This is a genomic window from Pantoea sp. SGAir0175, assembly GCF_043547855.1.
In genome coordinates this window covers 771,949-794,636 of the sequence record NZ_CP028081.1, presented here as the reverse complement: position 1 = coordinate 794,636, position 22,688 = coordinate 771,949, and the positions used below count along the sequence as shown (strand labels likewise).

Here is a 22,688-nt window from a genome sequence, read left to right as displayed (position 1 = left end):
GGGTGCCGTTATGGCCGCAGCTGTATCTGCGGCCGATCCTGCGCTGGCGGCGTAACCACCTGCAGGTCGGCCTGATACCAGCGCGTCAGGATCGGTTCGGTCATCACCGCGTGCGGCGCGCCCTGCGCCACCAGCTGGCCGTGGTGTAACAACAACACCCGATCCGACCACAGTGAGGCCAGATTCAAATCGTGCAGCACCGCGCAGACGCTAAAACGGCCATTGCGCGTCAGCCGGTGCAGCAGGCGCAGAGTAGACTGCTGCCAGTAGAGATCGAGCGCGGAGGTGGGTTCATCCAGCAGCAGCCAGCCGCGCGGGCCGTCGTCATGCCACAGCTGCGCCAGCACCCGGGCCAGCTGCACGCGCTGCTGCTCCCCGCCCGACAGCGACCGATAGTCGCGCTGCGCCAGCGGCGCGCTGCCGGTTAACTGCATCACCTCCTGCACCACCGCCTGGCAGTTACCGGTCGGCCAGGGTGCGCGCCCCATCGCCACCACGTCGGCAGCCGGCAGCGGAAAGGTGACGCTGTTTTGCTGGCGCATCACCGCGCGGCGCTGCGCCAGCGGTTCGCGTGGCCAGGCCGCCAGTGGACGATCGCCCAGCCAGCATTCGCCGGCGTCCGCGTGCAGAAAGCCGGTCAGCAGCCGCAGCAACGTCGACTTACCGGCACCGTTAGGACCGATCAGGGCAACCATTTCGCCCGGCGGTAGCGTCAGGGAAATATCATCGATTAAGGTACGCGTTCCCCGGCAAAACCGCAGTCCGCGCGCCTGCAACTGCTCACTCATTCAGCCCCCTTTGCTGGCGCAGAATCTGCCACAGGAACCACGGCCCGCCCAGCAGACTGGTTAGCAGCCCGACCGGCATTTCGGCCGGAATCACCACGGTGCGCGCCAGCGTGTCCGCCAGCAACAGCAGAATCGCTCCCGCCAGCGCCGCGCCCGGCAGCAGCCAGCGGTGGTCACTGCCGAGACAAAAACGCATCACGTGCGGCACCACCAGCCCGACAAAACCGATAATGCCGCTGACCGCCACCGCCGTGCCCACCAGCAGCGCACTCAGCACCAGCAGCTGGCGCTGCGTGCGTTTAACATCGACGCCCATATAGTGCGCGTCCTCTTCGCCCAGCTGCAGCAGATTGAGGCGACGCGCGCGCGTCTGCACCAGCAGCAGCGCCGGAACGATCAGCAGCGCACACACCAGCAGGCTCGGCCACTGGGCACCCGTCAGGCTGCCCATGCCCCACAGCGACAGCTGACGCAGCTGCTGGTCGTTGCTCAGCCACGACAGCACGCCAACCGCCGCGCCGCATAGCGCATTAATCGCAATGCCCACCAGCAGCAGGCGCGCCAGCTGGCCCTGCGCCAGCCGGCTAAAGCTGAAGATCAGCAGCGTCACTACCAGGCTGCCGGCAAACGCTGCCAGCGAGGGCAGCCACAGCGCCAGCAGCGGCGGCAGGCTGACCGGTAACACCACTGAGAGCGCCACCGCCAGCCCGGCACCGCTGCTGATACCCAGCAGTCCGGGATCGGCCAGCGGATTACGAAACAGCCCCTGCATCACCGCACCGGACACCGCCAGCGCCATGCCAGTCAGCACCGCCAGCAATACGCGCGGCAGGCGAATTGTGAGCCAGATTTGCCAGGCCAGATCGCTGAGCGGCGCCTGCCACAGCGTGTGCAGCGACAGCGGCATCGCGCCGAGGTTGGCCGCCAGCAGCATGCACACCAGCATGCTGATACTCATTAACATCAGCCAGCGCATCATCAGGCGGTTAATCATGCTGCACGGCTTCCGCCGCATGGCGCAGGCGCAAAATCGCGTCCGGCGTATCGAGGCCGAAACTCAGCAGCGCCATCTCGTCAATCACCAGCAGCGCGTGATGCTGGCCGGCCGGCGTGAGCTTCAGGCCCGGCAGCGCCCACACCGCCTGTTCGCCTCCCAGCGTGCGCAGCCCTTCTTCGCCGACCACCACCAAATCCGGTGCTGCCGCCACGACGCCCTCCTGCGACAGCTGCTGATAATGCGGCACCGCGCCCATGGCATTGACCAGGCCGGCAGCGCGAATTGCGCCGTCAGCGCCGGTCTGCGCACCAGCCGCCTGGGTGCGTAAACCGCCGTGCGCCATGATAAACAGCACTTTCACCGGCAGCGGCTGCTGCGGTAGCTGCGCACGCTGTTTGTTGACCTTGTCGATCAATGCGCGGGCCGCCTGTTCACGCTGCAGCGCGTTGCCAATGGTGGCGATTTTGTCCGTGATGGCATCGAGGCGGTTATCCCCACTGACCTCCACCACCGTTACCCCGGCGTCCGCCACCTGCTGCAACACCAGTGATGGTTTAGCCAGCGCGCTGGCCAGTACCAGCGTCGGTTTCAGTGCCAGAATGCCTTCCGCGTTGAGCTGGCGCATATAGCCGACATCCGGCAGCCTGGTGGCCGCCGCCGGATGCTGGCTGGTGCTGTCGCGCGCAACCAGCTGCGCCTGCGCATCCAGCGCATAGACGATCTGCGTTACATCGCCCCCGATAGTAATGATGCGCTGCGCCGCCCACGCCGGCAGCGTCAGCACAGCAAGCAGTGTCAGGATCAGCGCTTTCATGCGGCGGCTCCTGTCGGCGTCAGCGCCATCACCTGCTCGCGCCAGCGTGCCTGTTCCGGCGTGCCCTCGCTGCGCTGGCCGTACAGCTGGGCAATCTGCGTGCCATCGGCAGCGAACAGCTCCAGACTGGTGACGAAGCCATCGCCGCCCGGCTTGCGCGTCACCCAGCTCTCGTGAATGCGGTCCGCCATCAGATGCAGCGTGAATGTGGGGTTAAAAACGTTAATCCAGTTATCCAGCGGCACCACTTTCCCGATAGTGCCGGTAAAGATCTGCGTACAGCCGCGATTGCCGACGAAAATCATGATTTCATTGCCATCCTGCTGAACCTGGCCCAGCAGCGTTGCCAGCGCGGTGTTGCTCACCTGACGCGCTAAATCATCCGGCACCGCGCGAAACGCCTGCGGCCGCGAGAGATGGTGACGCTTCAGCAGGCCAAAGAACTGATGCACATCGGTCATGGCACGCCACTCCGCTTCGACAGTGCCGGCATCCACCCTGTCGCTGAATGGCGTGGCGCTGACGGGCTGCGGCTGCAGCTGAGGCGCGTGCGCCAGCCGGAAGCGCTCAATCAACGCTTGCCACGCCGGCATCTCCGTGTGCGCGGTGGTGTAGATTTTCAGCACCGCATCAGCGTGACGATCGAAAATCTGTATGCTCTGCCGTTCGCCGTGCGCGGTCTGCTCGTGCAGGAAGAAAGCACTGTGCCACTGCGCGGGAAACAGACGCTGGTCGAGCGCACGCGGATTAAGCACCAGCCCGCCATGTTCGCCGAGATGCAGATTGCTGTAGGTTCCCACCTGTTCGTGCACCGCCCAGGCATTGCGCGTAATACTTTTGGTCTCACCCACTGCCGCCAGCGCCGTCAGCAGCGCCGGAAAATCGGCGCGCAGCGGCTGAGCGTCGTGGCCCACGCGCGCTTCGCACAGCTGTGCTTCCCCTATGCCCATCAGCGCGGCTAAATCACGCGCGTACATTTTTGGCTGCTGGCCTTTCAGCGCCAGATAGTGTTGATAGCGTTGATGCATTGCGCTTGCTCCCGTGAAAATGCCCTGCGCCACCGCAGGGCGAAAAGTGATTAGAAGTCGACGTTCACGCCCAGTTGCCAGGTGCGTCCCGGCATCACGGCCAGATTGATGTCGTTGCGCTCCTGCGCGCTGGCGCTGGTCAGCGTGCGGCTGCTGAGGTAATCCCAGTATTTACGATCGGTAATGTTGTAGACACCGCCGCTCAGCCTGACATTTTTCGTCAGCTGCCAGTACGCGGTGGCATCGATCAGGCCGTAGCCCGGCACGCGCATGTATTCGCTGCTGGCGTCGCTGATGGCCGCCCCGCTGTTGCTGTAGCTCTCACGGTTGGTGGCGCTGGCCTGTTTGCCTTTGACGAAGGTGGCGGTGAGCGCCGCGCCGTAACCGCGCGCTTTGTCGTCCCACGCGACGCCGACAATCGCTTTTAGCGGCGCGACACTGTCGAGATCGATGTATTTGTCGCCCAGATAGCGGGATTTCGCTTTCCCCTCGCTGTAGCCGAGCGCGAACGTGCTGCTCAGGCCATCCACGGTCGGGAACCAGCTGCCGTAGTTGACGCGGGTGCTGATCTCCGCCCCATAAATGTAGGCTTTGTCGCGGTTCTCAGCCTGATAACTGGTGTAGATGTTGGCCGGAACATTGACGAACATCGCCGGATTGGTGGCGCGGCGATAGCGGGTGTAGGCAATAAAGTTTTTGTAGGTGTTGTAGAACACCGAGGTATTGAGGGTGATGCCGTCGGTCGGCTGTCCTTTCAGACCCCACTCAAAATTGTTGCTGGTCTCGGTTTTCAGATCGGCATTACCAATCAGCGCATACTGCGCGCTGCCGGCGTAGCTTGAACCAAGGTTCCACGAGCCGTACAGCTGGCTGGTGGTCGGAAACTCCACGCCGCGCTTATATTGCAGCCAGGTGGTGAGCGCCGGATTGATATCGTACTGGAAGGTCAGTGACGGCAGCACTTCGGTGTCTGAATTGGTCTTGCCGTACAGTTTTTCCACCTGCTCTTCGGTCAGCACCGTGCTGCCGTTGGTCAGATCGCCGAGGTTCTTCGGTTTGGTGCTTTGATGAATAACGCGCACGCCGGGAATCACCGCGAAATTGTGGCTATCGAGATCGAAATTGATTTTATCCTGCAGATAACCGGCCACGGTCCAGGAATGGCTGTCCGACTGTGGCTGGGTGATGGTGCCGAAGGTGCCCGGGTTCGGCTCCTGGCGGAACGGACGCTCGCTGTTCTCCACACGCGCGTTGACGCCGCCGCTCAGTTCGTGGCGGCCGAGGGTTTTGCTGGCGCGCGTGTCAAACCCTAAGGTATCGACGTTGTAGTCAGAGTAGACGAAGCCGTACTGACTGGCGCTGGTCGGTAACCAGGTGGTGTCGTGCGCCTCGGTTTGCTGCCAGTAAACCCGCGTGGTCAGCGTATCGATCATCTCGTTGTACGGCGTCCACTCATCGGCAAGATTAATGCCCCAGCGGCGCGAATCGCTCTGCTGTTGCGCAGTGCCCCAAATAGTATTGCCGCTGCTGCTGTCCCAGGTATCGTAGTGGGTGTGATTGGTTTTGTGGTAGTAGTCGAAGGTGGCGCTCAGCTTGTGCTGATCGTTTGGCTGCCAGATGCCCGACGTCATAAAGGCATCCGAGTGCCAGTTGGCCGGGTAGGCGTCTTTTACGCCGCTGTTGTTGCGCGTCTGCTGGCCGTCGCGGCGGCTGTAGACAAACAGGCCGCGCAGTTCATCATCCCCTGCCGCCGCAGTGATGCCGTTGTGCCAGCTGCGATCTGCCGAACTGTAGTCGCTCTGATAATCGAAATAGTGGGTTTTATCGCTGCTGAGGTAGTCGTCCGGCGACTTGTTATGAAACGATACGTTACCGCCGATTGCGGTGTTAGGTTGTTCCACCGATGTCGCGCCCTTCTCAATTTCGACGCTGCCAAACATATACGGGTCGATGTAGTCGCGACCAATACCGAAGGTATTGTTACCGGCGCGACTGACGTACGGACGACCGGTGGCGTCCGGTACCGGAATGCCATCAATATCCAGACCGACACGGTTACTTTCCAGACCGCGAATGTTGTAGCCGGTGTAGCCTGCACGGTCAAAGCCGCTTTTACCGGCTGACGAACCGCCTGCCGCGCCAGTGGCGCTGACCAGCGGCTCATAACGCATAATCGAACCGAAGTCATTGGCGCCGCGTTTTTGCAGATCGCTTGCGGTGAGCGTGGTTTTGCTGCCGGCCTGCTGCTTAGGTGCGGTAACGGTCATTACCGGTTCATTGCTGCTGTTGTTCTCTGCGGAACGCGCCAGCGTACTGCTGTCGCTGGCGGCATAGCTGCAGGCTGCGTGAATGGCTGAAGCAAGAACAGCGACTTTACACAGACGCTGCTGAACAGTTCCCTGAAGGTTGAAAGACATGCGCGAAATACCTGGTTAATTGTTAGTATTCGCTCACTTATTTGCTGCCAGAAAACCACGGCTCTGTGCTAAAAACCGTGAAACAGCGCGTCACGCTGGCCAGATAATGTTATCGATCCCGGCACCTGTGGCACAGTGTCGTGCGCGCTTCAGTGCACAGCTGCCGTGTATAACTGGCAGCGGCGCCGCAGGGATGCCTGTGGGATTTATAGAGAGTAAAATGATGGCGAAAACAATTTAATGCAATTGGTAATCATTATCAATATCATTTGCATCAGGATGTATCTTTGTGCGCACAATTTGTTAACCCATGATTAATCAAGCACTAACAGGAGGGATAAGATGGCAGATAAACCGGCAGTAACCATTCACTACTGTACCCAATGTAACTGGCTGCTGCGTTCGGCGTGGATGGCGCAGGAGCTGCTGCATACCTTTGCTGGCGATCTCAGCGCGGTCACGCTCCAGCCCGGCAGCGGCGGCGTGTTCGAGATCAGCATTGATGGTCAGGTAATTTGGGAACGCAAACAGGAAGGCGGCTTTCCCGATGCGGCAGCACTGAAGCAGCGGGTGCGCGATGTCTGCTGGCCGGATCGCGAACTGGGGCACGTGGACAAGAAGAAACCGTAACGCGCTTAGCTGTTGGCGATCTTCTCTGCCGCGTCCTGCAGCGCCGCCACGACAATGTCCACCGTGGCCGGTGAAATCTGCTCCTGCGACAGCCGGTGATTGAGCGTATAGCGAAGCGTATGGATCGCCTGCTCCACCTGCGGAATGCTGCGGTTGTTGACCAGGATCGCCAGCGAAGTGAGCCGCCCGATAATCACCGCCACGTTTTCGCCATTTTCCGCCAGCAGCGCGCGGCCCGCATCGTTGAGCGCGTAGGCTTTGCGCGTGGCCTGGGCATCCACCACGCGAATGGCGTCCATCTCTTCCAGCAGCGTCAGGTTGGGATAAATAATGCCGGGGCTGGGGGAATATTCGCCTTTCGACAACTCTTCCACCGATTTGATCAGCTCATAACCGTGCGCCGCGCCGCTGGCCAGAAAGTGCAGCATCAGCAGGCGAATATCACTGGCATCCAGCATCCTTTCGCGCCGCTTTCTGCGTGCGCCGGCACAGCTGGCACGCTGTGCCGCATCGGCGTGCTCAGGAACATCCCGCTGCTGTTTCATCGCCTTCCCGGGGTCAGTTGAGGGAGGTTGATAGTAGTCTGGTGCCTGGTAAAATTCAACACAGGCGGCAGCGGGCGGGCGCCGGTTATTTCTGATGCCAGTAAGCGACGGCGCGCACCAGGTCGCTGTGCGCCGCACGTTGCTGAGTAAAATAATCGCTCAGCTGTTTCACCGCCGCGCCTTCGCCGGTCAGCCAGATGAAGTAGTCATCAGCAGGCAGCATAATCGGGTCCAGCAGCGGCGTCAGCGCCTCAGTCTGCATCTTGCCGCTGCCGAGCCAGCTCACCGTGACGTCCGGCAGGTCACCAAGATACGCGCGGCCGACTGGCTCATCAACACAGGCCAGCAGATGAATCTGCTGTGCCTGCATTTCCTGATAGCGGCGCTTAAACGCCGGCAGACCGGTCTCATCACAGACATAAATCTGACAGGCATAATCCACCGGCACGACGCATGAGCCGCGCGGGCCGCCCATCGCAATGCGATCGCCCGGCTGAGCGGCACTCGCCCAGCTGCTGGCGACGCCGCCGTCGTGGATGTAAAAATCCAGCGTCAGCGAATCGCTGCCGTTAAAGGCCAGCGGCGTATAGTCGCGCGCCGCCGGACGCACGCCGTCAGGCCAGACGATGCCTTCGTCGGTCATGTGTGGCAGCGCCAGCGCACCGCCCGGCGTATCCGGGAAAAACACTTTGATGTGGTCGTCAAAAGAGGGCGAGTGGAAACCCGCCAGATCGCTGCCGCTAAAGACGATGCGCCAGAAGGCATCGGCCACCCGCGTTTTGCTGGCGACGGTGATGTGACGGAAGCGTAATTCATTGCGCACGCGTTGTGGAGCGCGATAGTGAGTCGGGTTTGGCAACGTTTCTCTCCCTGCAGCGACGGTCCCGCGCTACTGCGCTACCGCACACCGCTGATGGTGCATGTTATCGAAAATCATTCTCATTAAACGCCTTGCAAGATACCTATGATATATTTTCGGCGCAATGCCGAAAAATGCTATTGGCGAAAACGGAACCGGTTTTAACAACGTGAGGAGGCGTTTGTTAGCGCGGATTTTCACGGCTTGAGGTCGCCATAAATGGCGACCCTACAGCGTGTCCGCGTATTTTTGAAAGGTAACGGCTGTCGGGGATGTGAATGACAAAAAACATTGCCGTTGAATATCTGCACGGCAGAACTGCGCATAAAAAAAGCGGAGAGTCGCCTCTCCGCTTGTTTCTGTCTGCGCACCCGATTAGCGGGTCAGATCGTCAAAGAACTTCTTTACGCCGTCGAAGAAGCTTTTCGAACGCGGGCTGTTTTTCTCGCCGGTGGGTCCGCCGAAGCTCTCTTCCAGCTCGCGCAGCAGCGCTTTTTGCTTGTCGTTGAGGCTGACCGGGGTTTCCACCACCACGCGACACAGCAGATCGCCGACCGCACCGCCGCGCACCGACTTCACGCCTTTGCCGCGCATGCGGAACAGCTTGCCGGTCTGGGTTTCTGCCGGCACTTTCAGCTTCACGCGACCGTCGAGCGTCGGCACTTCAATCTCGCCGCCCAGCGCTGCCATGGCAAAGTTGATCGGCACTTCGCAGTACAGGTTGTTATCTTCACGCTCAAAGATCGGGTGTTTCTTCACCGAAACCTGCACGTACAGATCGCCAGCCGGTGCGCCGTGTTCGCCCGCTTCACCTTCTCCGCTGAGGCGGATACGGTCGCCGGTATCGACGCCCGCCGGGATTTTCACCGACAGCGTTTTCTGGCGCTCAACGCGGCCGTGGCCGTGACAGGCGTTGCACGGATCTTTAATCACCGAGCCGCGACCGTGACAGGTCGGACAGGCTTGCTGCACGGTAAAGAAGCCCTGACGCATCTGTACCTGGCCCGCACCGTGACAGGTCGGACAGGTCTGCGGCTGGGTACCCGCTTTGGCGCCGCTGCCGTGGCAGACATCACACTCTTCCAGCGTTGGAATGCGGATCTCTTTGGTCACGCCGCGTACCGCTTCTTCCAGCGTCAGTTCCATGTTGTAGCGTAAATCGGCGCCGCGTGAGGCGCGCTGACGGCGACCACCACCAAAGATATCGCCGAACACGTCGCCAAAGATATCGCTGAAGTCGGCACCGCCGCCACCAAAGCCGCCGCCGAAGCCGCCACCACCGCCCTGCTCAAAAGCCGCATGACCGTACTGATCGTAAGCTGCACGCTTCTGCGCATCGGTGAGGATCTCGTAGGCTTCCTTGACCTCTTTGAATTTCGTCTCGGCCTCTTTATCGCCCGGATTACGGTCCGGGTGATACTTCATCGCCAGGCGCTTATAGGCCTTTTTGATTTCGCGCTCATCGGCGGATTTTGAGACGCCTAAGATCTCGTAAAAATCACTCTTAGCCATTTTTCTCTGCCCTTAACATGATCGCACGGGCGTGGAGAAATCTCCGACGCCCGTGCTGGTTTCAACGGCTGTCAGGCCAGCCGTTGCGCCCGGTCAGGGGCAATTATTTTTTATCTTTCACTTCTTCGAATTCAGCGTCGACAACGTCATCATCTTTCTTCGCCGAAGCGTCGCCGGCATCCGCTGCGCCGGCCTGAGCCTGTTGCTGCGCCAGTTCCATCAGCTTGCTGGACACTTCCATCAGCGCCTGCATTTTGGCTTCGATTTCTGCTTTATCTTCGCCTTTCAGCGCGGTGTTCAGCTCGTTCAGGGCAGACTCGATCGGTGCTTTGTCTTCCGCTGACAGTTTGTCACCGGCTTCGTCCAGCTGCTTACGCGTGCTGTGCGCAATCTGGTCGCCCTGGTTACGCGTCTGCACCAGCTCTTCGAATTTACGGTCTGACTCGGCGTTAGCTTCCGCGTCACGAACCATTTTTTCGATCTCTTCCTCGTTCAGGCCAGAAGAAGCTTTGATGGTGATCTTCTGCTCTTTACCGCTGTTTTTGTCCTTCGCAGACACGTGCAGAATACCGTCAGCATCGATGTCGAAGGTCACTTCGATCTGTGGCATACCGCGCGGCGCAGGCTGAATACCGTCGAGGTTGAACTGGCCCAGCGATTTGTTATCCGCCGAACGCTTACGCTCACCCTGCAGCACGTGAATGGTCACGGCAGACTGGTTGTCTTCAGCAGTCGAGAACACCTGGCTGTGCTTGGTTGGGATCGTGGTGTTCTTGCTGATCAGCGACGTCATCACGCCACCCATGGTTTCGATACCCAGCGACAGCGGGGTCACGTCCAGCAGCAGAACGTCTTTTACTTCACCGGCCAGCACGCCGCCCTGTACCGCAGCACCCACAGCCACTGCTTCGTCCGGGTTCACGTCTTTACGTGGCTCTTTACCGAAGAACTCCGCCACTTTCGCCTGCACCATTGGCATACGCGTCTGACCACCAACCAGGATCACGTCGTTGATGTCAGAAACCGACAGGCCAGCGTCGTTCAGCGCCACTTTCAGCGGCTCGATAGAACGGGTAACCAGATCTTCCACCAGTGATTCCAGCTTCGCGCGGGTCACTTTAATGTTCAGGTGCTTAGGACCAGTCGCATCCGCCGTGATGTACGGCAGGTTAACGTCGGTCTGCTGCGCAGAAGAGAGCTCGATTTTCGCTTTCTCTGCCGCTTCTTTCAGACGCTGCATCGCCAGCGGATCGTTGTGCAGATCGATGCCCTGATCTTTCTTGAATTCGGCAACCAGGTAGTTGATCAGACGGCTGTCGAAGTCTTCACCACCCAGGTGGGTATCACCGTTGGTCGCCAGTACTTCAAAGGTTTTCTCGCCGTCGACTTCGTCGATCTCAATGATAGAGATATCGAAGGTACCGCCACCCAGGTCATATACTGCGATGGTGCGGTTGCCCTGACCTTTATCCAGGCCGTAAGCCAGTGCCGCTGCGGTCGGTTCGTTGATGATACGTTTTACGTCCAGACCCGCGATACGGCCGGCGTCTTTGGTCGCCTGACGCTGTGCATCGTTGAAGTAGGCTGGTACGGTGATAACCGCTTCGGTTACCGGCTCACCGAGGAAATCTTCCGCGGTTTTCTTCATTTTTTTCAGCACTTCTGCAGAGATCTGCGGCGGTGCCATTTTCTGGCCTTTCACGTCCAGCCATGCGTCACCGTTGTCAGAACCGATGATTTTGTACGGCATGATTTTGATATCACGCTGCACTTCTTCGTCCTGGAAACGACGGCCAATCAGGCGCTTGATTGCAAACAGGGTGTTCTGCGGGTTGGTCACCGCCTGACGTTTAGCCGGTTGACCGACCAGAGTTTCGCCATCCCCGGTATATGCAATGATTGACGGTGTGGTGCGATCGCCTTCGGCGTTTTCAAGCACGCGTGCTTTGCCACCGTCCATAATCGCCACACATGAGTTGGTTGTACCCAGGTCAATACCAATAATCTTACCCATCTAAACGTCTCCCACTTAAATTCTTTGCCAAATTGGGTTGTGAAGCAGAGATGCGGTCACGCTGACCACTTTCAACTGCTGCGGCAGATTTTTTTGCTGCCTCACAATGCTTGATGACAACTAAATGGGGCCGCTTCGAAGCGCATCAAGGGTTAAAACTAAAAAAAATTTAGATTCTCTTACCGCGTGAGATCAAAGTGCGGCAAAAGCCACCTGATTATGATGCAGCGCCCCGCGCCCCACCGCTGCTGGCGCGGGCGTTAAACCAATAAACAATAACGCTGCTGCTGAGGAATTATGGGCAACACCACGCTGGCGAATCCCGCCCCACTGGGCCTGATGGGTTTTGGTATGACCACCATCCTGCTCAACTTACACAACACCGGTCTGTTTGAAATGGATGTGATTATCCTGGCGATGGGCCTCTTTTATGGCGGCATCGCGCAAATCCTTGCCGGGCTGCTGGAGTATAAAAAAGGCAACACCTTCGGCCTGACCGCCTTTACCTCCTACGGCAGCTTCTGGCTGACGCTGGTGGCGATTCTGCTGCTGCCAAAAATGGGACTGGCTGCCGCCGCCGATGGCCATTTCCTCGGCGCTTATCTGGCACTGTGGGGCCTCTTCACGCTGTTTCTGTTCTTTGGCACGCTGCGGGCCGCAAAAGTGCTGCAGTTTGTGTTTGCCAGCCTGACGCTGCTGTTTGCGCTGCTGGCTATCGGCCATCTGCTGGATCACGCGGCGCTGCTGCGCATCGCCGGCTGGGTGGGCATCGTCTGTGGTGCCAGCGCCTTTTATCTGGCGATGGGCGAAGTGCTGAACGAGAAGTTTGAGCGCAGCGTGTTGCCGATTGGCGAGTAATCAACGGCGCGCGGAGCCGTCATGCCGCTCCGCGCGCTGCCATTACGATGAATGCAGCGAAACATCCAGCTGCGCATTAGCCTGGCGGCTGTCATGCCATAACCACAGCGCCACCAGCATGCCGATCAGCGCCAGCGCCAGCACGTACCAGGCCGGCGCCATCGGCGTCAGCGACATCATCAGCGTCACGCTGATCGGCGTCAGACCGCCAAAGATGGCGTACGACACGTTGTAAGAGAAGGAAATGCCGGTGAAGCGCACCGCCGCCGGAAACGCCCGCACCATAACAAACGGCACCACGCCGACCACGCCCACGCTCAGTCCCGCCAGACCGTACCAGATGAACAGCATCTGCGGCGTGCCGCCAAGCTGCTGGAAAAAGCTCCAGCTGCACAGCGCCAGCAGCAGCGAACCAATCAGTAAGGTACGCGCCGCACCGTAGCGATCGACAATCCAGCCCGCCAGCACGCAGCCGATCAGCAGCATCACGGTCGCGAAACTGTTGGCCTGCAGACTGAGCGCCGCCGGCACGCCATGCTGCTTCTGCATCAGCGTCGGCGCCATCAGAATCACCACCACAATACAGGCTGATAATAGCCAGGTAAGCAGCATCGACACCGCAATACCGCGCTTATGGCTGGCGAGAATGGTCTGTAGCGGCAGTTTTTCCGCCAGCGCTTTGCGCTGCTGCATCTGACGAAATACCGGGGTTTCATGCAGCCAGCGACGCAGATACATCGCCAGCAGGCCAAACAGGCCGCCGAGGAAGAAAGGAATGCGCCAGCCGTGATCGCGTATCACCGCCGGCGAGAGCGAAGTATTCAGCACCGTCGCCACCAGCGAACCGAGCAGAATGCCGGCGGTTAAGCCTGCAGTCAGCGTGCCGCAGGCAAAACCGATGCGCTTCTCCGGCACATGCTCCGCAACAAACACCCACGCGCCCGGCACCTCGCCGCCAATGGCCGCGCCCTGCAGCACGCGCATCAGCAGCATCAGTAACGGTGCGGCAATGCCAATGCTGGCGTAGGTGGGCAGCGCGCCCATCGCCAGCGTCGGCAGCGCCATCAGCAGAATACTCAGACTGAACATCTTCTTGCGCCCGACTTTGTCGCCAAAGTGCGCCATGATGATGCCGCCCAGCGGGCGCGCCAGATAACCGGCGGCGAAGATGGCAAAGGTCTGCACCTGACGCAGCCATTCCGGGATGTCTGGCGGAAAGAACAGCTCGCCAATTACCGCAGCGAAGAAGACGAAGATGATAAAATCGTAGAATTCCAGCGCCCCGCCCAGGGCAGCCAGCGCCAGGGTTTTGTAGTCCTGGCGGTTGAGTCGACGCGTTGTCAGCGAATCCATAAGAGTGCGGTATCCAGAGGCCATGTCAGTATAGTTGTAAAGCTGCGGTTACTATACCGTCAATATTTTGCCACACCAGTCACTCTGCATTTTATGCCTGAAAACGGCAATTTTCAGACGTTTGTCTCACGCCGTGCGCTTTTCGGGCGAAAAGCTGCTACCACCTCCGGGTGGGTTTCGACGTAAGGCCCTTCCAGCAGCTGTAAACAATAGGGTACAGCCGCGAAAATCCCTGGCACTTTCACCGTACCGTCATCCGCTTTCAACCCTTCCAGCGTTTCTTTAATCGATTTCGGCTGTCCTGGCAGATTGAGGATCAGCGACTGCTTGCGGATCACGCCCACCTGGCGTGACAGAATCGCGGTCGGCACAAACTGCAGGCTGATCTGCCGCATCTGCTCGCCAAAGCCGGGCATCTCGCGGTCGGCTACCGCCAGAGTCGCATCCGGCGTGACGTCGCGCCGGGCCGGACCGGTACCGCCGGTGGTCAGCACCAGGTGGCAAAAACGTTCGTCGACCAGCTCGCAAATCGCCTGCTCAATCATCGGCTGTTCATCCGGAACCAGGCGGGTTTCAATCTCAAACGGTGTCGCCAGCGCAGCGCTAAGCCAGCTTTCCAGCGCCGGAATGCCCTGATCCTGATAGATGCCGTTAGCGGCCCGATCGGACACGGAAATTAAGCCAATACGTAAAGTATCCATAGAGTTATCGCTGTGTTGACCGCGGGGCGGTGAGAAAAAGGGGAATGGCAGAAAGGATAATACAAAGCATCAGCGAGGGAAACGCGAAAACCGTGGCGACCGGCAGCCGCCACGGCACATCACCTTACAGCAGTTCGGCGATCATCTTCTCAAGTTTGCCCTGGTCGATGGCAAAGTTGCGGATACCTTCGGCCAGTTTGGTCACCGCCATTGGATCCTGGTTGTGCTGCCACAGGAATTCCGCTTCGGTCATTTTAGCCGGACGCGCTTTCACTTCGCCGCTGTAGCTCAGTTTACGCTCTACGCTGCCTTCGCTCTCGGCCAGCTCTTTCAGCAGGCCCGGAGAGATAGTCAGGCGGTCGCAACCGGCCAGCTCGATGATTTCGCCGACGTTACGGAAGCTGGCGCCCATCACCACGGTTTCATAGCCGTGCTGCTTGTAGTAGTTGTAGATCTCAGACACGGATACCACGCCTGGATCTTCATGCGCTGCGTACTCTTTCTTGTCGGTGTTCTGCTTGTACCAGTCGAGGATACGGCCAACAAATGGCGAAATCAGGAACACGCCCGCTTCGGCACAGGCACGCGCCTGGGCGAAGGAGAACAGCAGCGTCAGGTTACAGTTGATGCCTTCTTTCTCCAGCTGCTCCGCCGCGCGGATGCCCTGCCAGGTTGAGGCCAGTTTGATCAGGATACGATCGTTGCTGATGCCGGCATCGTTGTACAGTTTGATCAGGCTGCGTGCTTTCGCGATGCTCGCTTCGGTGTCGTAAGAGAGACGCGCGTCAACTTCAGTAGAGATACGTCCCGGGATCAGTTTGAGAATTTCCAGACCAATGTTAACGGCCAGCTTGTCAGAAACCAGCGCCAGCTGCTCTTCTTTGTTGCTGCTCTGCTGACGTGCCCAGCTAATGGCTTCGTCAATCAGTTTGCGGTATTCAGGGATTTGCGCAGCGTTGAGGATCAAAGAAGGGTTAGTGGTGGCATCCTGCGGTTGGTAGAGTTTCATTGCCGCGATATCACCGGTGTCGGCGACCACAGTAGTCAGCTGACGCAAGGAAGTAAGTTTGTCCGTCATGGTTCTCTTTTCTCTTAAGTTGACTGTCAGGGTGTAAAAGGCTGTTGCGATAATATCACGCAGGCTAAGCGGCGCAACATCGCCGCGTGCCCTTTACGATAGCGCTAACAAATGGGAGCGATTTGCCGATCCGTGCAGCTTTTTTGCTACACTCGTCGCGACATTTTTCCCATCCATCCCCTGAAAACAGCGGGTCAACGAGGACAGACACAATGCTGATGGTTATCTCGCCAGCCAAGACACTGGATTATGAAAGCCCGCTGGCAACGTCACGGTTTACCCAACCGGCGCTGTTAGAAAAATCACAGCAGCTGATTGACGTGGCGCGCGATCTTTCCCCGGCGCAAATCGCTTCGCTGATGGGCATCAGCGACAAACTGGCGCACCTCAACGCCGACCGTTTCAGCCAGTGGCAGCCGCCCTTCTCACCCGATAATGCGCGGCAGGCAATTCTGGCCTTCAAAGGTGATGTTTATACCGGTTTGCAGGCAGAGACCTTCAGCGAAGCCGACTTTGATTTTGCCCAAAAACACCTGCGCATGCTTTCGGGCCTGTACGGCCTGCTGCGCCCGCTGGATTTGATGCAGCCGTACCGCTTAGAGATGGGCATCAAACTGGCGAATCCGGCCGGCAAAGATCTCTACAGCTTCTGGGGCGACCTGCTGACGCAAAAGCTCAACGACGCGCTGGCGGAACAGGGCGATGACGTGCTGATCAACCTCGCCTCCGATGAGTATTTTAAAGCCATCAAGCCGAAGCAGCTGAATGCCGAGCTGGTTAAGCCGGTGTTCCTCGATGAGAAAAACGGTAAGTTCAAGGTGATCAGTTTCTACGCCAAGAAGGCGCGTGGCCTGATGAGCCGTTATGTGATTGAGAAGCGCCTGACGAAACCGACGCAGCTGAAGAAGTTTGATGTTGACGGTTATTTCTTTGATGCGGCGGAGAGTAAGGGTAACGAGCTGGTATTTAAGCGCCGCGAGCAATAACGCCAGCTTCACCTGAATCGTAGCGGCGCAAATCATTGCGCGTCTGTTAAAAACCCGCGCGTTAAATCGCGCCGCCAGAAAAATGCATAACGGGCCGATGTGACCGGCCCGTAAGATATTTACTTCAGCAAAAACGCCCGCAGCGCGGCGAAATCCGCCTTCATGGCATGCGACAGCAGCGGCAAATCGGCGCGCGCGGCCAGCGCTTCCGGCAGCGGCAGCGGCTGGCCGAGAATCTCTTCCACGCTCTCCTTAAACTTCGCCGGATGCGCGGTGCCGAGGAACAGGCCAAACTCCCCTTCCTGCAGCTGATCGCGCAGCAGACGATAGGCAATCGCCGCGTGCGGTTCTGACAGGTAACCCAGCTCTGCCAGCTCGCGCATGGTGGCTTTGGTGGTCTCATCCGACACCGCGCCGTAGGCCAGATCGGTCAGGCGCCAGGTTTTGCGGCGGAACAGCTCTTCCACACGCGGCCAGTTGTTAGGCTGGCTGACATCCATCGCGTTCGACAGCGTTGCCACGGTCGCGTTCGGCTGCCACTGACCGTCGGCAAGGAAGCGCGGCACGGTATCGTTGGCGTTGGTCGCGGCGATAAAGCGCTTGATCGGCAGACCGAGCGATTTCGCCAGCAGACCGGCCGTGAGATCGCCAAAGTTACCGCTTGGCACCGACACCACCAGCTGATTACGTTTCTCCTGCGGCAGTTGCGCGACCGCCTCGAAGTAATAGCAAATCTGTGCCAGCAGACGGCTGATATTGATGGAGTTAGCCGAGTTCAGGCCGATGGCTTTCTTCAACTCTTCGTCATCAAACGCCTGCTTAACCAGCGCCTGGCAGGCATCGAAGTCGCCGTCGATCGCGATGGTTTCAATGTTGCCGCCCAGCGTACAGAACAGCTTCTCCTGCAGCGGACTGATTTTGCCCTGCGGATACAGGATGACCACGCGCACGTTTTCCATGCCGTAGAACGCGTGCGCCACCGCTGCGCCGGTATCGCCGGAGGTCGCGGTCAGAATGGTGATCTGCTCATCCGCGCCAGACACGTACGACAGCATCTGCGCCATAAAGCGCCCGCCGAAATCTTTAAACGCCAGCGTCGGACCGTGGAACAGTTCGAGGCAGGCCACATCGTCGCTCACCTGGCTCACCGGTGCCGGGAAAGCAAAGGCGTTCTTCACGCGCTCGGCCAGCTGGTGCGCGGCAATTTCATCGCCGATGTAAGCAGAGAGAATCTTGCTGCTGCGGCTGACGAAATCCATCTCCAGCATCGCATCAATGTCGGTCAGCTCGAATTCCGGCAGTTCCAGCGGGAAAAACAGCCCCTGCTGCGAGCCGAGGCCCTGTTTCACGGCCTGCGCGAAGCTAACCTGCTCGTTATGATCCTTAAGGTTGTAGAGTTTCATGCGTTATCCCAGTTTACGTGCGCCAGCCGTATCAAGACGGCAGATATGGACGAAGCCTTCCTCATTCTGCAGATAGTGCTGGCTCAGCCAGTCTGCCATCCGCTGTGCCGTTGCCATCTCGTTGCAAACGGCGAAAAGTGTCGGGCCAGAGCCCGAAATACCGCAGGCCAGCGCGCCAATGTCGCTGGCCGCCTGCCGCGCCTCAGCAAAGCCCGGCAGCAGTTTGGTGCGATACGGCTCGGCGATCACATCCTGCATCAGTTTAGCCGCCAGCAGCGGCTGACGGGTGTGGCAGGCGTGAATAAAGCCGGCCAGCAGACGACCATGTTTGATGGCATCCTGCTTGCGATACTGCGCCGGCAGGATGGCGCGTGCTTCCGCCGTGGAGACTTTGATGCCCGGATAAGCCATTACCCACAGCCAGTCATCAAAGCACGGCACCTCCTGGCTGATGATCCCGTTCTCTTCAATCATCAGCTGTACGCCGCCGAGGAAGCACGGCGCGACGTTGTCATAGTGCACGCTGCCGGAGATGCGCCCTTCCAGCTCGCCCATCAGTGCCAGCAGCTCGGTGTCGTTAAGCGGCTGGCCGCAGAACTCATTCATCGCCATCAGGCCGGCCACCACCGAGCAGGCGCTGGAACCGAGGCCTGAGCCAATCGGCATGTTTTTCTCCAGCGTCATCGCCACCGGAACGTCTTTACCAATCGCCTGGCAGAAACGCTGCCAGCACTGGTAAACGATGTTTTCCTGCGGATCGGCGGGCAGTTTGCTGACAAAGCGCCCTTTATTCTGCAGGCTAAACTGCTCTGCCGCTTCGACCGACACGCAGTCGCCCAGCAGCGAGCCATCCACCGGCGAAACCGCCGCGCCCAGCACATCAAAGCCGACGCTGACGTTACCTATCGAGGCCGGTGCATAAATTTTTACCATCATTAAACTCCCAACTTCCACGTCAGCGTGCGCAGCAAATCGGCAAACACACCCGCCGCGGTGACATCATTCCCCGCGCCATATCCGCGCAGAACCAGCGGGATCGGCTGATAATAGCGGCTGTAAAACGCCAGTGCGTTCTCGCCGTTTTTCACTTTGTACAGCGGATCGTTGCCGTCCACCGCATCGATTTTAACTTTGCAGGCGCCGCCCTCTTCAATCGCGCCGACGAAGCGTAACACTTTACCCTCATCACGCGCTTTGGCAACGCGCGCGGCAAAGGCGTTGTCCAGCTCCGGCAGCCGCGCCATAAACTGATCGACGTCGGCGATGTCCGTCAGGCTGGCGGGCAGCAGCGGTTCGATGTCGATGTCGCTCAGCTCCAGCTGATGACCCGCCTCACGCGCCAGAATCAGCAGCTTACGCGCCACGTCAGTACCGGACAGGTCGTCACGCGGATCCGGCTCGGTAAAGCCCAGCTCGCGCGCCATGCGGGTGGCTTCGGACAGCGTCACGCCCTCATCCAGCTTGCCGAAGATAAACGACAGCGAGCCCGACAGGATGCCGGAGAATTTGATCAGCTCATCGCCGGCGTTCAGCAGGTTCTGCAGGTTTTCAATCACCGGCAGACCGGCACCGACGTTGGTGTCGTAAAGGAACTTACGGCGCGATTTCGCCGCCGCCGCACGCATCTGCTGGTAGTAATTCCACGACGAGGTATTGGCCTTTTTATTCGGCGTGACCACGTGGAAACCTTCGGCAAGGAAGTCTGCGTACTGATCGGCCACCGCCTGGCTGGAGGTACAGTCGACGATCACCGGGTTGAGCAGATGGTACTCTTTCACCAGACGAATCAGCCGGCCGAGGTTAAACGGCTCTTTGGCTTCCGCCAGCGCCGCCTTCCAGTTGCTGAGGTCGATGCCGTGCACGTTGGTCAGCAGCGCATGCGAGTTGGCGATGCCGCACACGCGCAGATCGATATGCTTGCCCTTCAGCCACGCCTGCTGACGGTGCAGCTGCTCAAGCAGCGCGCCGCCGACACCGCCGACGCCCACCACAAACACTTCGATTACCTGATCGGTGGCGAACAGCATCTGATGCACCACGCGCACGCCGGTGGTGACGTCATCGTTGCTGACCACGACCGAAATGGAGCGCTCAGAGGAGCCCTGGGCAATCGCCACGATATTAATGTTGGCGCGTGCCAGCGCCGAGAAGAATTTAGCGGAGATGCCGCGCAGCGTGCGCATGCCGTCGCCCACCACCGAAATCACCGCCAGCTGCTCCAGCACGTCGAGCGGATCGAGCAGGCCATCTTTCAGTTCGAGGTAGAATTCCTCTTCCAGCACGCGACGCGCGCGCGCCTGCTCGCTCTGCGGCACGCAGAAGCTGATGCTGTATTCGGAGGAGGATTGGGTAATCAGCACCACGGAAATGCCGGTGCGCGACATCGCGGCAAACACGCGCGCCGCCATGCCCACCATCCCTTTCATGCCCGGACCGGAGACGTTAAACATCGCCATGTTATTAAGATTGGTGATGCCTTTTACCGGATTTTCATCCACTTCGCCTTCGCCGCCAATCAGGGTGCCTGGCGCCTGAGGATTGGCGGTATTTTTGATTAAGCATGGAATCTGGAACTGAGCAATCGGCGCGATGGTGCGCGGGTGCAGCACTTTGGCACCAAAGTAGGATAGCTCCATCGCCTCCTGATAGGACATCGACTTCAGCAGACGCGCATCCGGTACCTGACGCGGATCGCAGGTGTAAACGCCATCGACATCGGTCCAGATTTCACAGCAGTCCGCGCGCAGACACGCCGCCAGCACGGCCGCTGAGTAGTCGGAGCCGTTACGCCCCAGCACCACCAGCTCGCCCTTCTCATTGCCGGCGGTGAAGCCCGCCATCAGGATCATGTGATCGGTCGGGATCTGGCTGGCCGCGATACGCCGGGTGGATTCGGCGATATCCACAGTCGATTCAAGATAGTGGCCCACCGCCAGCAGTTTCTCGACCGGATCGATCACCGTCACTTTGTGGCCGCGCGCCTGCAGCAGCGCTTCCATGATGGCAATCGACAGCTTCTCGCCACGACAGATAATGGCGGCGTTCACGGCATCCGGGCACTGACCCAGCAGGCTGATGCCGTGCAGCACCTGTTTCAGCTGGGCAAACTCCAGCTCAACGCGGGTTTTCAGGCCATAGTAATCGAAACCTGGCTGAGCGTCGGCCAGCCCCTGCAGCAGTTCGGCAAAAATGCGTTCGGCATCGCTGATATTCGGCAGTGCATCCTGACCGCTGATGGTTTTCTCAATCATCGCTACCAGATGATTGGTAATTTTCGCTGGCGCAGAGAGCACGGTGGCAACCTGTCCCTGTTGCGCATTGCTTTCCAGAATATCTGCCACGCGGAGAAAACGTTCCGCATTGGCTACCGAGGTTCCGCCGAATTTCAGCACTCGCATGATTGAAGCTCTCCTGAATTTTTGCCGAAAAAAAAGCCCGCACTGTTGAGGTGCGGGCTTCTTTCTTTTGTTTTTCCTGTATGCGTCAGCCCGCACCGTTACCTGTGGTAATGGTGGTGGTAATAATAATGGTGGTGTTCAGGCTGTGATTACGCATTGAGATTTTTTCTGTCTGTCTTTGTCTTGTCCGTCTGCCTTCCAGAAGTAAAGCAAAGCGCACGTTAAGTCAACGAATTTGTCTTTGCACCCGAATGGTGCTGCTGCGCAGTGCTGCGCCGCAGACGCCGAAACGGATTGCGATCGTTCAGGCAGCGTCACAGACGCCCGATCACTCACTGTCCGGAGCCGGTTTTCCCGAGCAATTATCTATAAGTTTTTTTTCTACGTCGTGCAGCAAACGGTGCAGCATGGCGCTGTCGCGCTGTTCCAGCAGACCGATGCGCTGGTCGATCCAGTCCGCCAGCTTGGCATCATTGCTGACCTCCAGCGTCACCAGCAGGTGATGAAAACGCTGGCGCAGCGCCTGCAGCTGCTGCGCATTAGCCGCCTCAACCGGCGCGGCCGCTACCTGATGCAGCGCCGACAGCTGATAGCAGTACACCATCACCGCCTGGCCGAGATTCAGTGAAGGATAGTCCTGCGCCATCGGAATGCCGGTCAGCAGATCGACCTGTTCCAGCTCCTCATTAGTCAGCCCGCTGTCTTCACGGCCAAACACCAGCGCGATGCGGTTCAGCCACTGACGCTTCTCCTGCAGGATGGTTTCGACCTGCGCCGGCGTGGCGTAATAGCGAAACTTCGCCCGGCTGCGGGCGGTCGTGGCCACGGAAAAATCGACATCCGCCAGCGCGGCGCTCAGCGTATCATAGGTTTTCACGTGGTCAAGGATCTCACCGGCGCCGTGGGCCACACGCCGCGCGGCCGGATCCTGCCAGGCGTCACTGGCGACAATACGCAACTCGCTAAATCCCATGGTTTTCATGGCGCGGGCAGCCGCGCCGATATTCTCCGGGCGAGCGGGTGAGACAAGGATCAGGGGGAAATGCATGATTTTTCCATCGAACGGTTAATAACCCGACTTATGTTGGCATGCAGGCGACAAAATACCAACCGCACGGGCCTGAGAAAATAAGATGTTAAGGATGTTAAAACAGGGCAAAAATGCCGGGCAGGCGTAATTATGCGTAATAAGCAAAATTTATGCGCTAAACCCATATTAAAACATTATTTTTCATGCAATTGAAAAGTTATTACCTGCAGGTTTTACTTTTGCGCTGATGCAGCTGAAATGTAGCGAAAATGCTGCT

The 22,688-nt window shown here is 58.9% G+C and carries 20 protein-coding genes and 1 other annotated feature; of the genes, 3 read left to right on the top strand and 17 right to left on the bottom strand.

Annotated elements, in window-relative coordinates; genetic code table 11:
• Nucleotides 1-8: 8 nt before the first annotated feature.
• From C1N56_RS03610 to C1N56_RS03590, 5 genes are read right to left on the bottom strand one after another with little or no spacing between them, the layout of a single operon-like run.
• Nucleotides 9-788, bottom strand: a complete 780-nt coding sequence (locus tag C1N56_RS03610) for a heme ABC transporter ATP-binding protein (RefSeq protein ID WP_394517135.1) — start codon at nucleotides 786-788, stop codon at nucleotides 9-11.
• Entirely contained in the window at nucleotides 781-1,782 is a 1,002-nt protein-coding gene (locus tag C1N56_RS03605) for a FecCD family ABC transporter permease (RefSeq protein ID WP_394517134.1), read from the bottom strand. The genes C1N56_RS03610 and C1N56_RS03605 overlap by 8 nt, the downstream gene beginning before the upstream one ends.
• Nucleotides 1,775-2,599 carry a heme/hemin ABC transporter substrate-binding protein gene (locus C1N56_RS03600; RefSeq protein ID WP_394517133.1) on the bottom strand — a complete coding sequence of 275 codons (825 nt, stop codon included), beginning with the start codon at nucleotides 2,597-2,599 and terminating at the stop codon, nucleotides 1,775-1,777. Before C1N56_RS03600 ends, C1N56_RS03605 begins: the two co-directional genes overlap by 8 nt.
• Entirely contained in the window at nucleotides 2,596-3,627 is a 1,032-nt protein-coding gene (locus C1N56_RS03595) for a hemin-degrading factor (RefSeq protein ID WP_238561550.1), read from the bottom strand. The genes C1N56_RS03600 and C1N56_RS03595 overlap by 4 nt, the downstream gene beginning before the upstream one ends.
• A 50-nt stretch (nucleotides 3,628-3,677) precedes the next feature.
• Nucleotides 3,678-6,044 (bottom strand): TonB-dependent receptor domain-containing protein, encoded by a 2,367-nt coding sequence (locus tag C1N56_RS03590; protein ID WP_238561549.1) that lies wholly within the window; start codon nucleotides 6,042-6,044, stop codon nucleotides 3,678-3,680.
• Between the two features lie 342 nt (nucleotides 6,045-6,386).
• On the opposite strand from C1N56_RS03590, the gene C1N56_RS03585 reads away from it, so the two are divergent.
• On the top strand, nucleotides 6,387-6,674 hold the full coding sequence (locus tag C1N56_RS03585) for a SelT/SelW/SelH family protein (RefSeq protein WP_021506610.1): 288 nt from the start codon (nucleotides 6,387-6,389) through the stop codon (nucleotides 6,672-6,674).
• Between the two features lie 5 nt (nucleotides 6,675-6,679).
• Here the strand turns inward: C1N56_RS03585 and C1N56_RS03580 are convergent, their stop codons facing one another.
• From C1N56_RS03580 to dnaK, 4 genes are all read right to left on the bottom strand, one after another.
• A complete protein-coding gene (locus C1N56_RS03580) occupies nucleotides 6,680-7,219 on the bottom strand; it encodes a PadR family transcriptional regulator (RefSeq protein ID WP_222986196.1) in 540 nt (179 codons plus the stop codon).
• A gap of 85 nt (nucleotides 7,220-7,304) precedes the next feature.
• Nucleotides 7,305-8,078 (bottom strand): siderophore-interacting protein, encoded by a 774-nt coding sequence (locus C1N56_RS03575; RefSeq protein WP_394517132.1) that lies wholly within the window; start codon nucleotides 8,076-8,078, stop codon nucleotides 7,305-7,307.
• A 375-nt stretch (nucleotides 8,079-8,453) separates the two neighbouring features.
• Nucleotides 8,454-9,590, bottom strand: a complete 1,137-nt coding sequence (gene dnaJ, locus C1N56_RS03570) for a molecular chaperone DnaJ (protein ID WP_021508663.1) — start codon at nucleotides 9,588-9,590, stop codon at nucleotides 8,454-8,456.
• A 103-nt stretch (nucleotides 9,591-9,693) separates the two neighbouring features.
• A complete protein-coding gene (gene dnaK, locus C1N56_RS03565) occupies nucleotides 9,694-11,604 on the bottom strand; it encodes a molecular chaperone DnaK (RefSeq protein ID WP_021508662.1) in 1,911 nt (636 codons plus the stop codon).
• Nucleotides 11,605-11,901: 297 nt separating this feature from the next.
• Here dnaK and satP point away from each other — a divergent pair, with 297 nt between their 5' ends.
• Nucleotides 11,902-12,462, top strand: a complete 561-nt coding sequence (satP, locus tag C1N56_RS03560; RefSeq protein WP_058757128.1) for an acetate uptake transporter — start codon at nucleotides 11,902-11,904, stop codon at nucleotides 12,460-12,462.
• A gap of 42 nt (nucleotides 12,463-12,504) precedes the next feature.
• Here satP and C1N56_RS03555 read toward each other — a convergent pair whose 3' ends face one another.
• The 3 genes from C1N56_RS03555 to tal form a co-directional block, all read right to left on the bottom strand.
• The gene (locus C1N56_RS03555; RefSeq protein WP_150059353.1) at nucleotides 12,505-13,815 is read right to left on the bottom strand and encodes an MFS transporter; all 1,311 of its coding nucleotides are present in this window, start codon (nucleotides 13,813-13,815) and stop codon (nucleotides 12,505-12,507) included.
• 113 nt (nucleotides 13,816-13,928) lie between these two features.
• The gene (gene mog / locus C1N56_RS03550) at nucleotides 13,929-14,516 is read right to left on the bottom strand and encodes a molybdopterin adenylyltransferase (RefSeq protein WP_058771520.1); all 588 of its coding nucleotides are present in this window, start codon (nucleotides 14,514-14,516) and stop codon (nucleotides 13,929-13,931) included.
• Between the two features lie 124 nt (nucleotides 14,517-14,640).
• Complete coding sequence (gene tal, locus C1N56_RS03545) at nucleotides 14,641-15,594, bottom strand: transaldolase (protein WP_058757131.1); 954 nt, start codon at nucleotides 15,592-15,594, stop codon at nucleotides 14,641-14,643.
• 212 nt (nucleotides 15,595-15,806) lie between these two features.
• Between tal and yaaA the strand changes: the two genes are divergently transcribed.
• The gene (gene yaaA / locus C1N56_RS03540) at nucleotides 15,807-16,580 is read left to right on the top strand and encodes a peroxide stress protein YaaA (protein ID WP_058757132.1); all 774 of its coding nucleotides are present in this window, start codon (nucleotides 15,807-15,809) and stop codon (nucleotides 16,578-16,580) included.
• A gap of 119 nt (nucleotides 16,581-16,699) precedes the next feature.
• On the opposite strand, the gene thrC is transcribed toward yaaA, so the two are convergent.
• From thrC to C1N56_RS03515, 5 genes are all read right to left on the bottom strand, one after another.
• Entirely contained in the window at nucleotides 16,700-17,983 is a 1,284-nt protein-coding gene (gene thrC / locus C1N56_RS03535) for a threonine synthase (protein ID WP_021508656.1), read from the bottom strand.
• 3 nt (nucleotides 17,984-17,986) lie between these two features.
• Nucleotides 17,987-18,916, bottom strand: coding sequence for a homoserine kinase (thrB, locus tag C1N56_RS03530; RefSeq protein ID WP_104093879.1), 930 nt, complete (start codon nucleotides 18,914-18,916; stop codon nucleotides 17,987-17,989).
• 2 nt (nucleotides 18,917-18,918) lie between these two features.
• Entirely contained in the window at nucleotides 18,919-21,381 is a 2,463-nt protein-coding gene (gene thrA / locus C1N56_RS03525) for a bifunctional aspartate kinase/homoserine dehydrogenase I (RefSeq protein WP_394517131.1), read from the bottom strand.
• Between the two features lie 26 nt (nucleotides 21,382-21,407).
• Nucleotides 21,408-21,531 (bottom strand) — a sequence feature (Thr leader region).
• Nucleotides 21,467-21,538 carry a thr operon leader peptide gene (gene thrL, locus C1N56_RS03520; RefSeq protein ID WP_128601299.1) on the bottom strand — a complete coding sequence of 24 codons (72 nt, stop codon included), beginning with the start codon at nucleotides 21,536-21,538 and terminating at the stop codon, nucleotides 21,467-21,469. Its footprint overlaps the feature before it by 65 nt.
• 171 nt (nucleotides 21,539-21,709) lie before the next feature.
• Nucleotides 21,710-22,429 (bottom strand): tRNA/rRNA methyltransferase, encoded by a 720-nt coding sequence (locus C1N56_RS03515; protein WP_394517130.1) that lies wholly within the window; start codon nucleotides 22,427-22,429, stop codon nucleotides 21,710-21,712.
• Nucleotides 22,430-22,688 lie beyond the last annotated feature (259 nt).

Bases quoted from the DNA above. Each gene is read 5' to 3' on its own strand.
- dnaJ (WP_021508663.1), bottom strand. From the start codon at position 9,590: ATGGCTAAGAGTGATTTTTACGAGATCTTAGGCGTCTCAAAATCCGCC.
- yaaA (WP_058757132.1), top strand. From the start codon at position 15,807: ATGCTGATGGTTATCTCGCCAGCCAAGACACTGGATTATGAAAGCCCG.
- C1N56_RS03605 (WP_394517134.1), bottom strand. From the start codon at position 1,782: ATGATTAACCGCCTGATGATGCGCTGGCTGATGTTAATGAGTATCAGC.
- thrC (WP_021508656.1), bottom strand. From the start codon at position 17,983: ATGAAACTCTACAACCTTAAGGATCATAACGAGCAGGTTAGCTTCGCG.
- satP (WP_058757128.1), top strand. From the start codon at position 11,902: ATGGGCAACACCACGCTGGCGAATCCCGCCCCACTGGGCCTGATGGGT.
- C1N56_RS03580 (WP_222986196.1), bottom strand. From the start codon at position 7,219: ATGAAACAGCAGCGGGATGTTCCTGAGCACGCCGATGCGGCACAGCGT.
- mog (WP_058771520.1), bottom strand. From the start codon at position 14,516: ATGGATACTTTACGTATTGGCTTAATTTCCGTGTCCGATCGGGCCGCT.
- C1N56_RS03555 (WP_150059353.1), bottom strand. From the start codon at position 13,815: ATGGATTCGCTGACAACGCGTCGACTCAACCGCCAGGACTACAAAACC.
- thrB (WP_104093879.1), bottom strand. From the start codon at position 18,916: ATGGTAAAAATTTATGCACCGGCCTCGATAGGTAACGTCAGCGTCGGC.
- thrA (WP_394517131.1), bottom strand. From the start codon at position 21,381: ATGCGAGTGCTGAAATTCGGCGGAACCTCGGTAGCCAATGCGGAACGT.
- C1N56_RS03600 (WP_394517133.1), bottom strand. From the start codon at position 2,599: ATGAAAGCGCTGATCCTGACACTGCTTGCTGTGCTGACGCTGCCGGCG.
- C1N56_RS03590 (WP_238561549.1), bottom strand. From the start codon at position 6,044: ATGTCTTTCAACCTTCAGGGAACTGTTCAGCAGCGTCTGTGTAAAGTC.
- tal (WP_058757131.1), bottom strand. From the start codon at position 15,594: ATGACGGACAAACTTACTTCCTTGCGTCAGCTGACTACTGTGGTCGCC.
- C1N56_RS03595 (WP_238561550.1), bottom strand. From the start codon at position 3,627: ATGCATCAACGCTATCAACACTATCTGGCGCTGAAAGGCCAGCAGCCA.
- C1N56_RS03610 (WP_394517135.1), bottom strand. From the start codon at position 788: ATGAGTGAGCAGTTGCAGGCGCGCGGACTGCGGTTTTGCCGGGGAACG.
- C1N56_RS03515 (WP_394517130.1), bottom strand. From the start codon at position 22,429: ATGCATTTCCCCCTGATCCTTGTCTCACCCGCTCGCCCGGAGAATATC.
- C1N56_RS03585 (WP_021506610.1), top strand. From the start codon at position 6,387: ATGGCAGATAAACCGGCAGTAACCATTCACTACTGTACCCAATGTAAC.
- dnaK (WP_021508662.1), bottom strand. From the start codon at position 11,604: ATGGGTAAGATTATTGGTATTGACCTGGGTACAACCAACTCATGTGTG.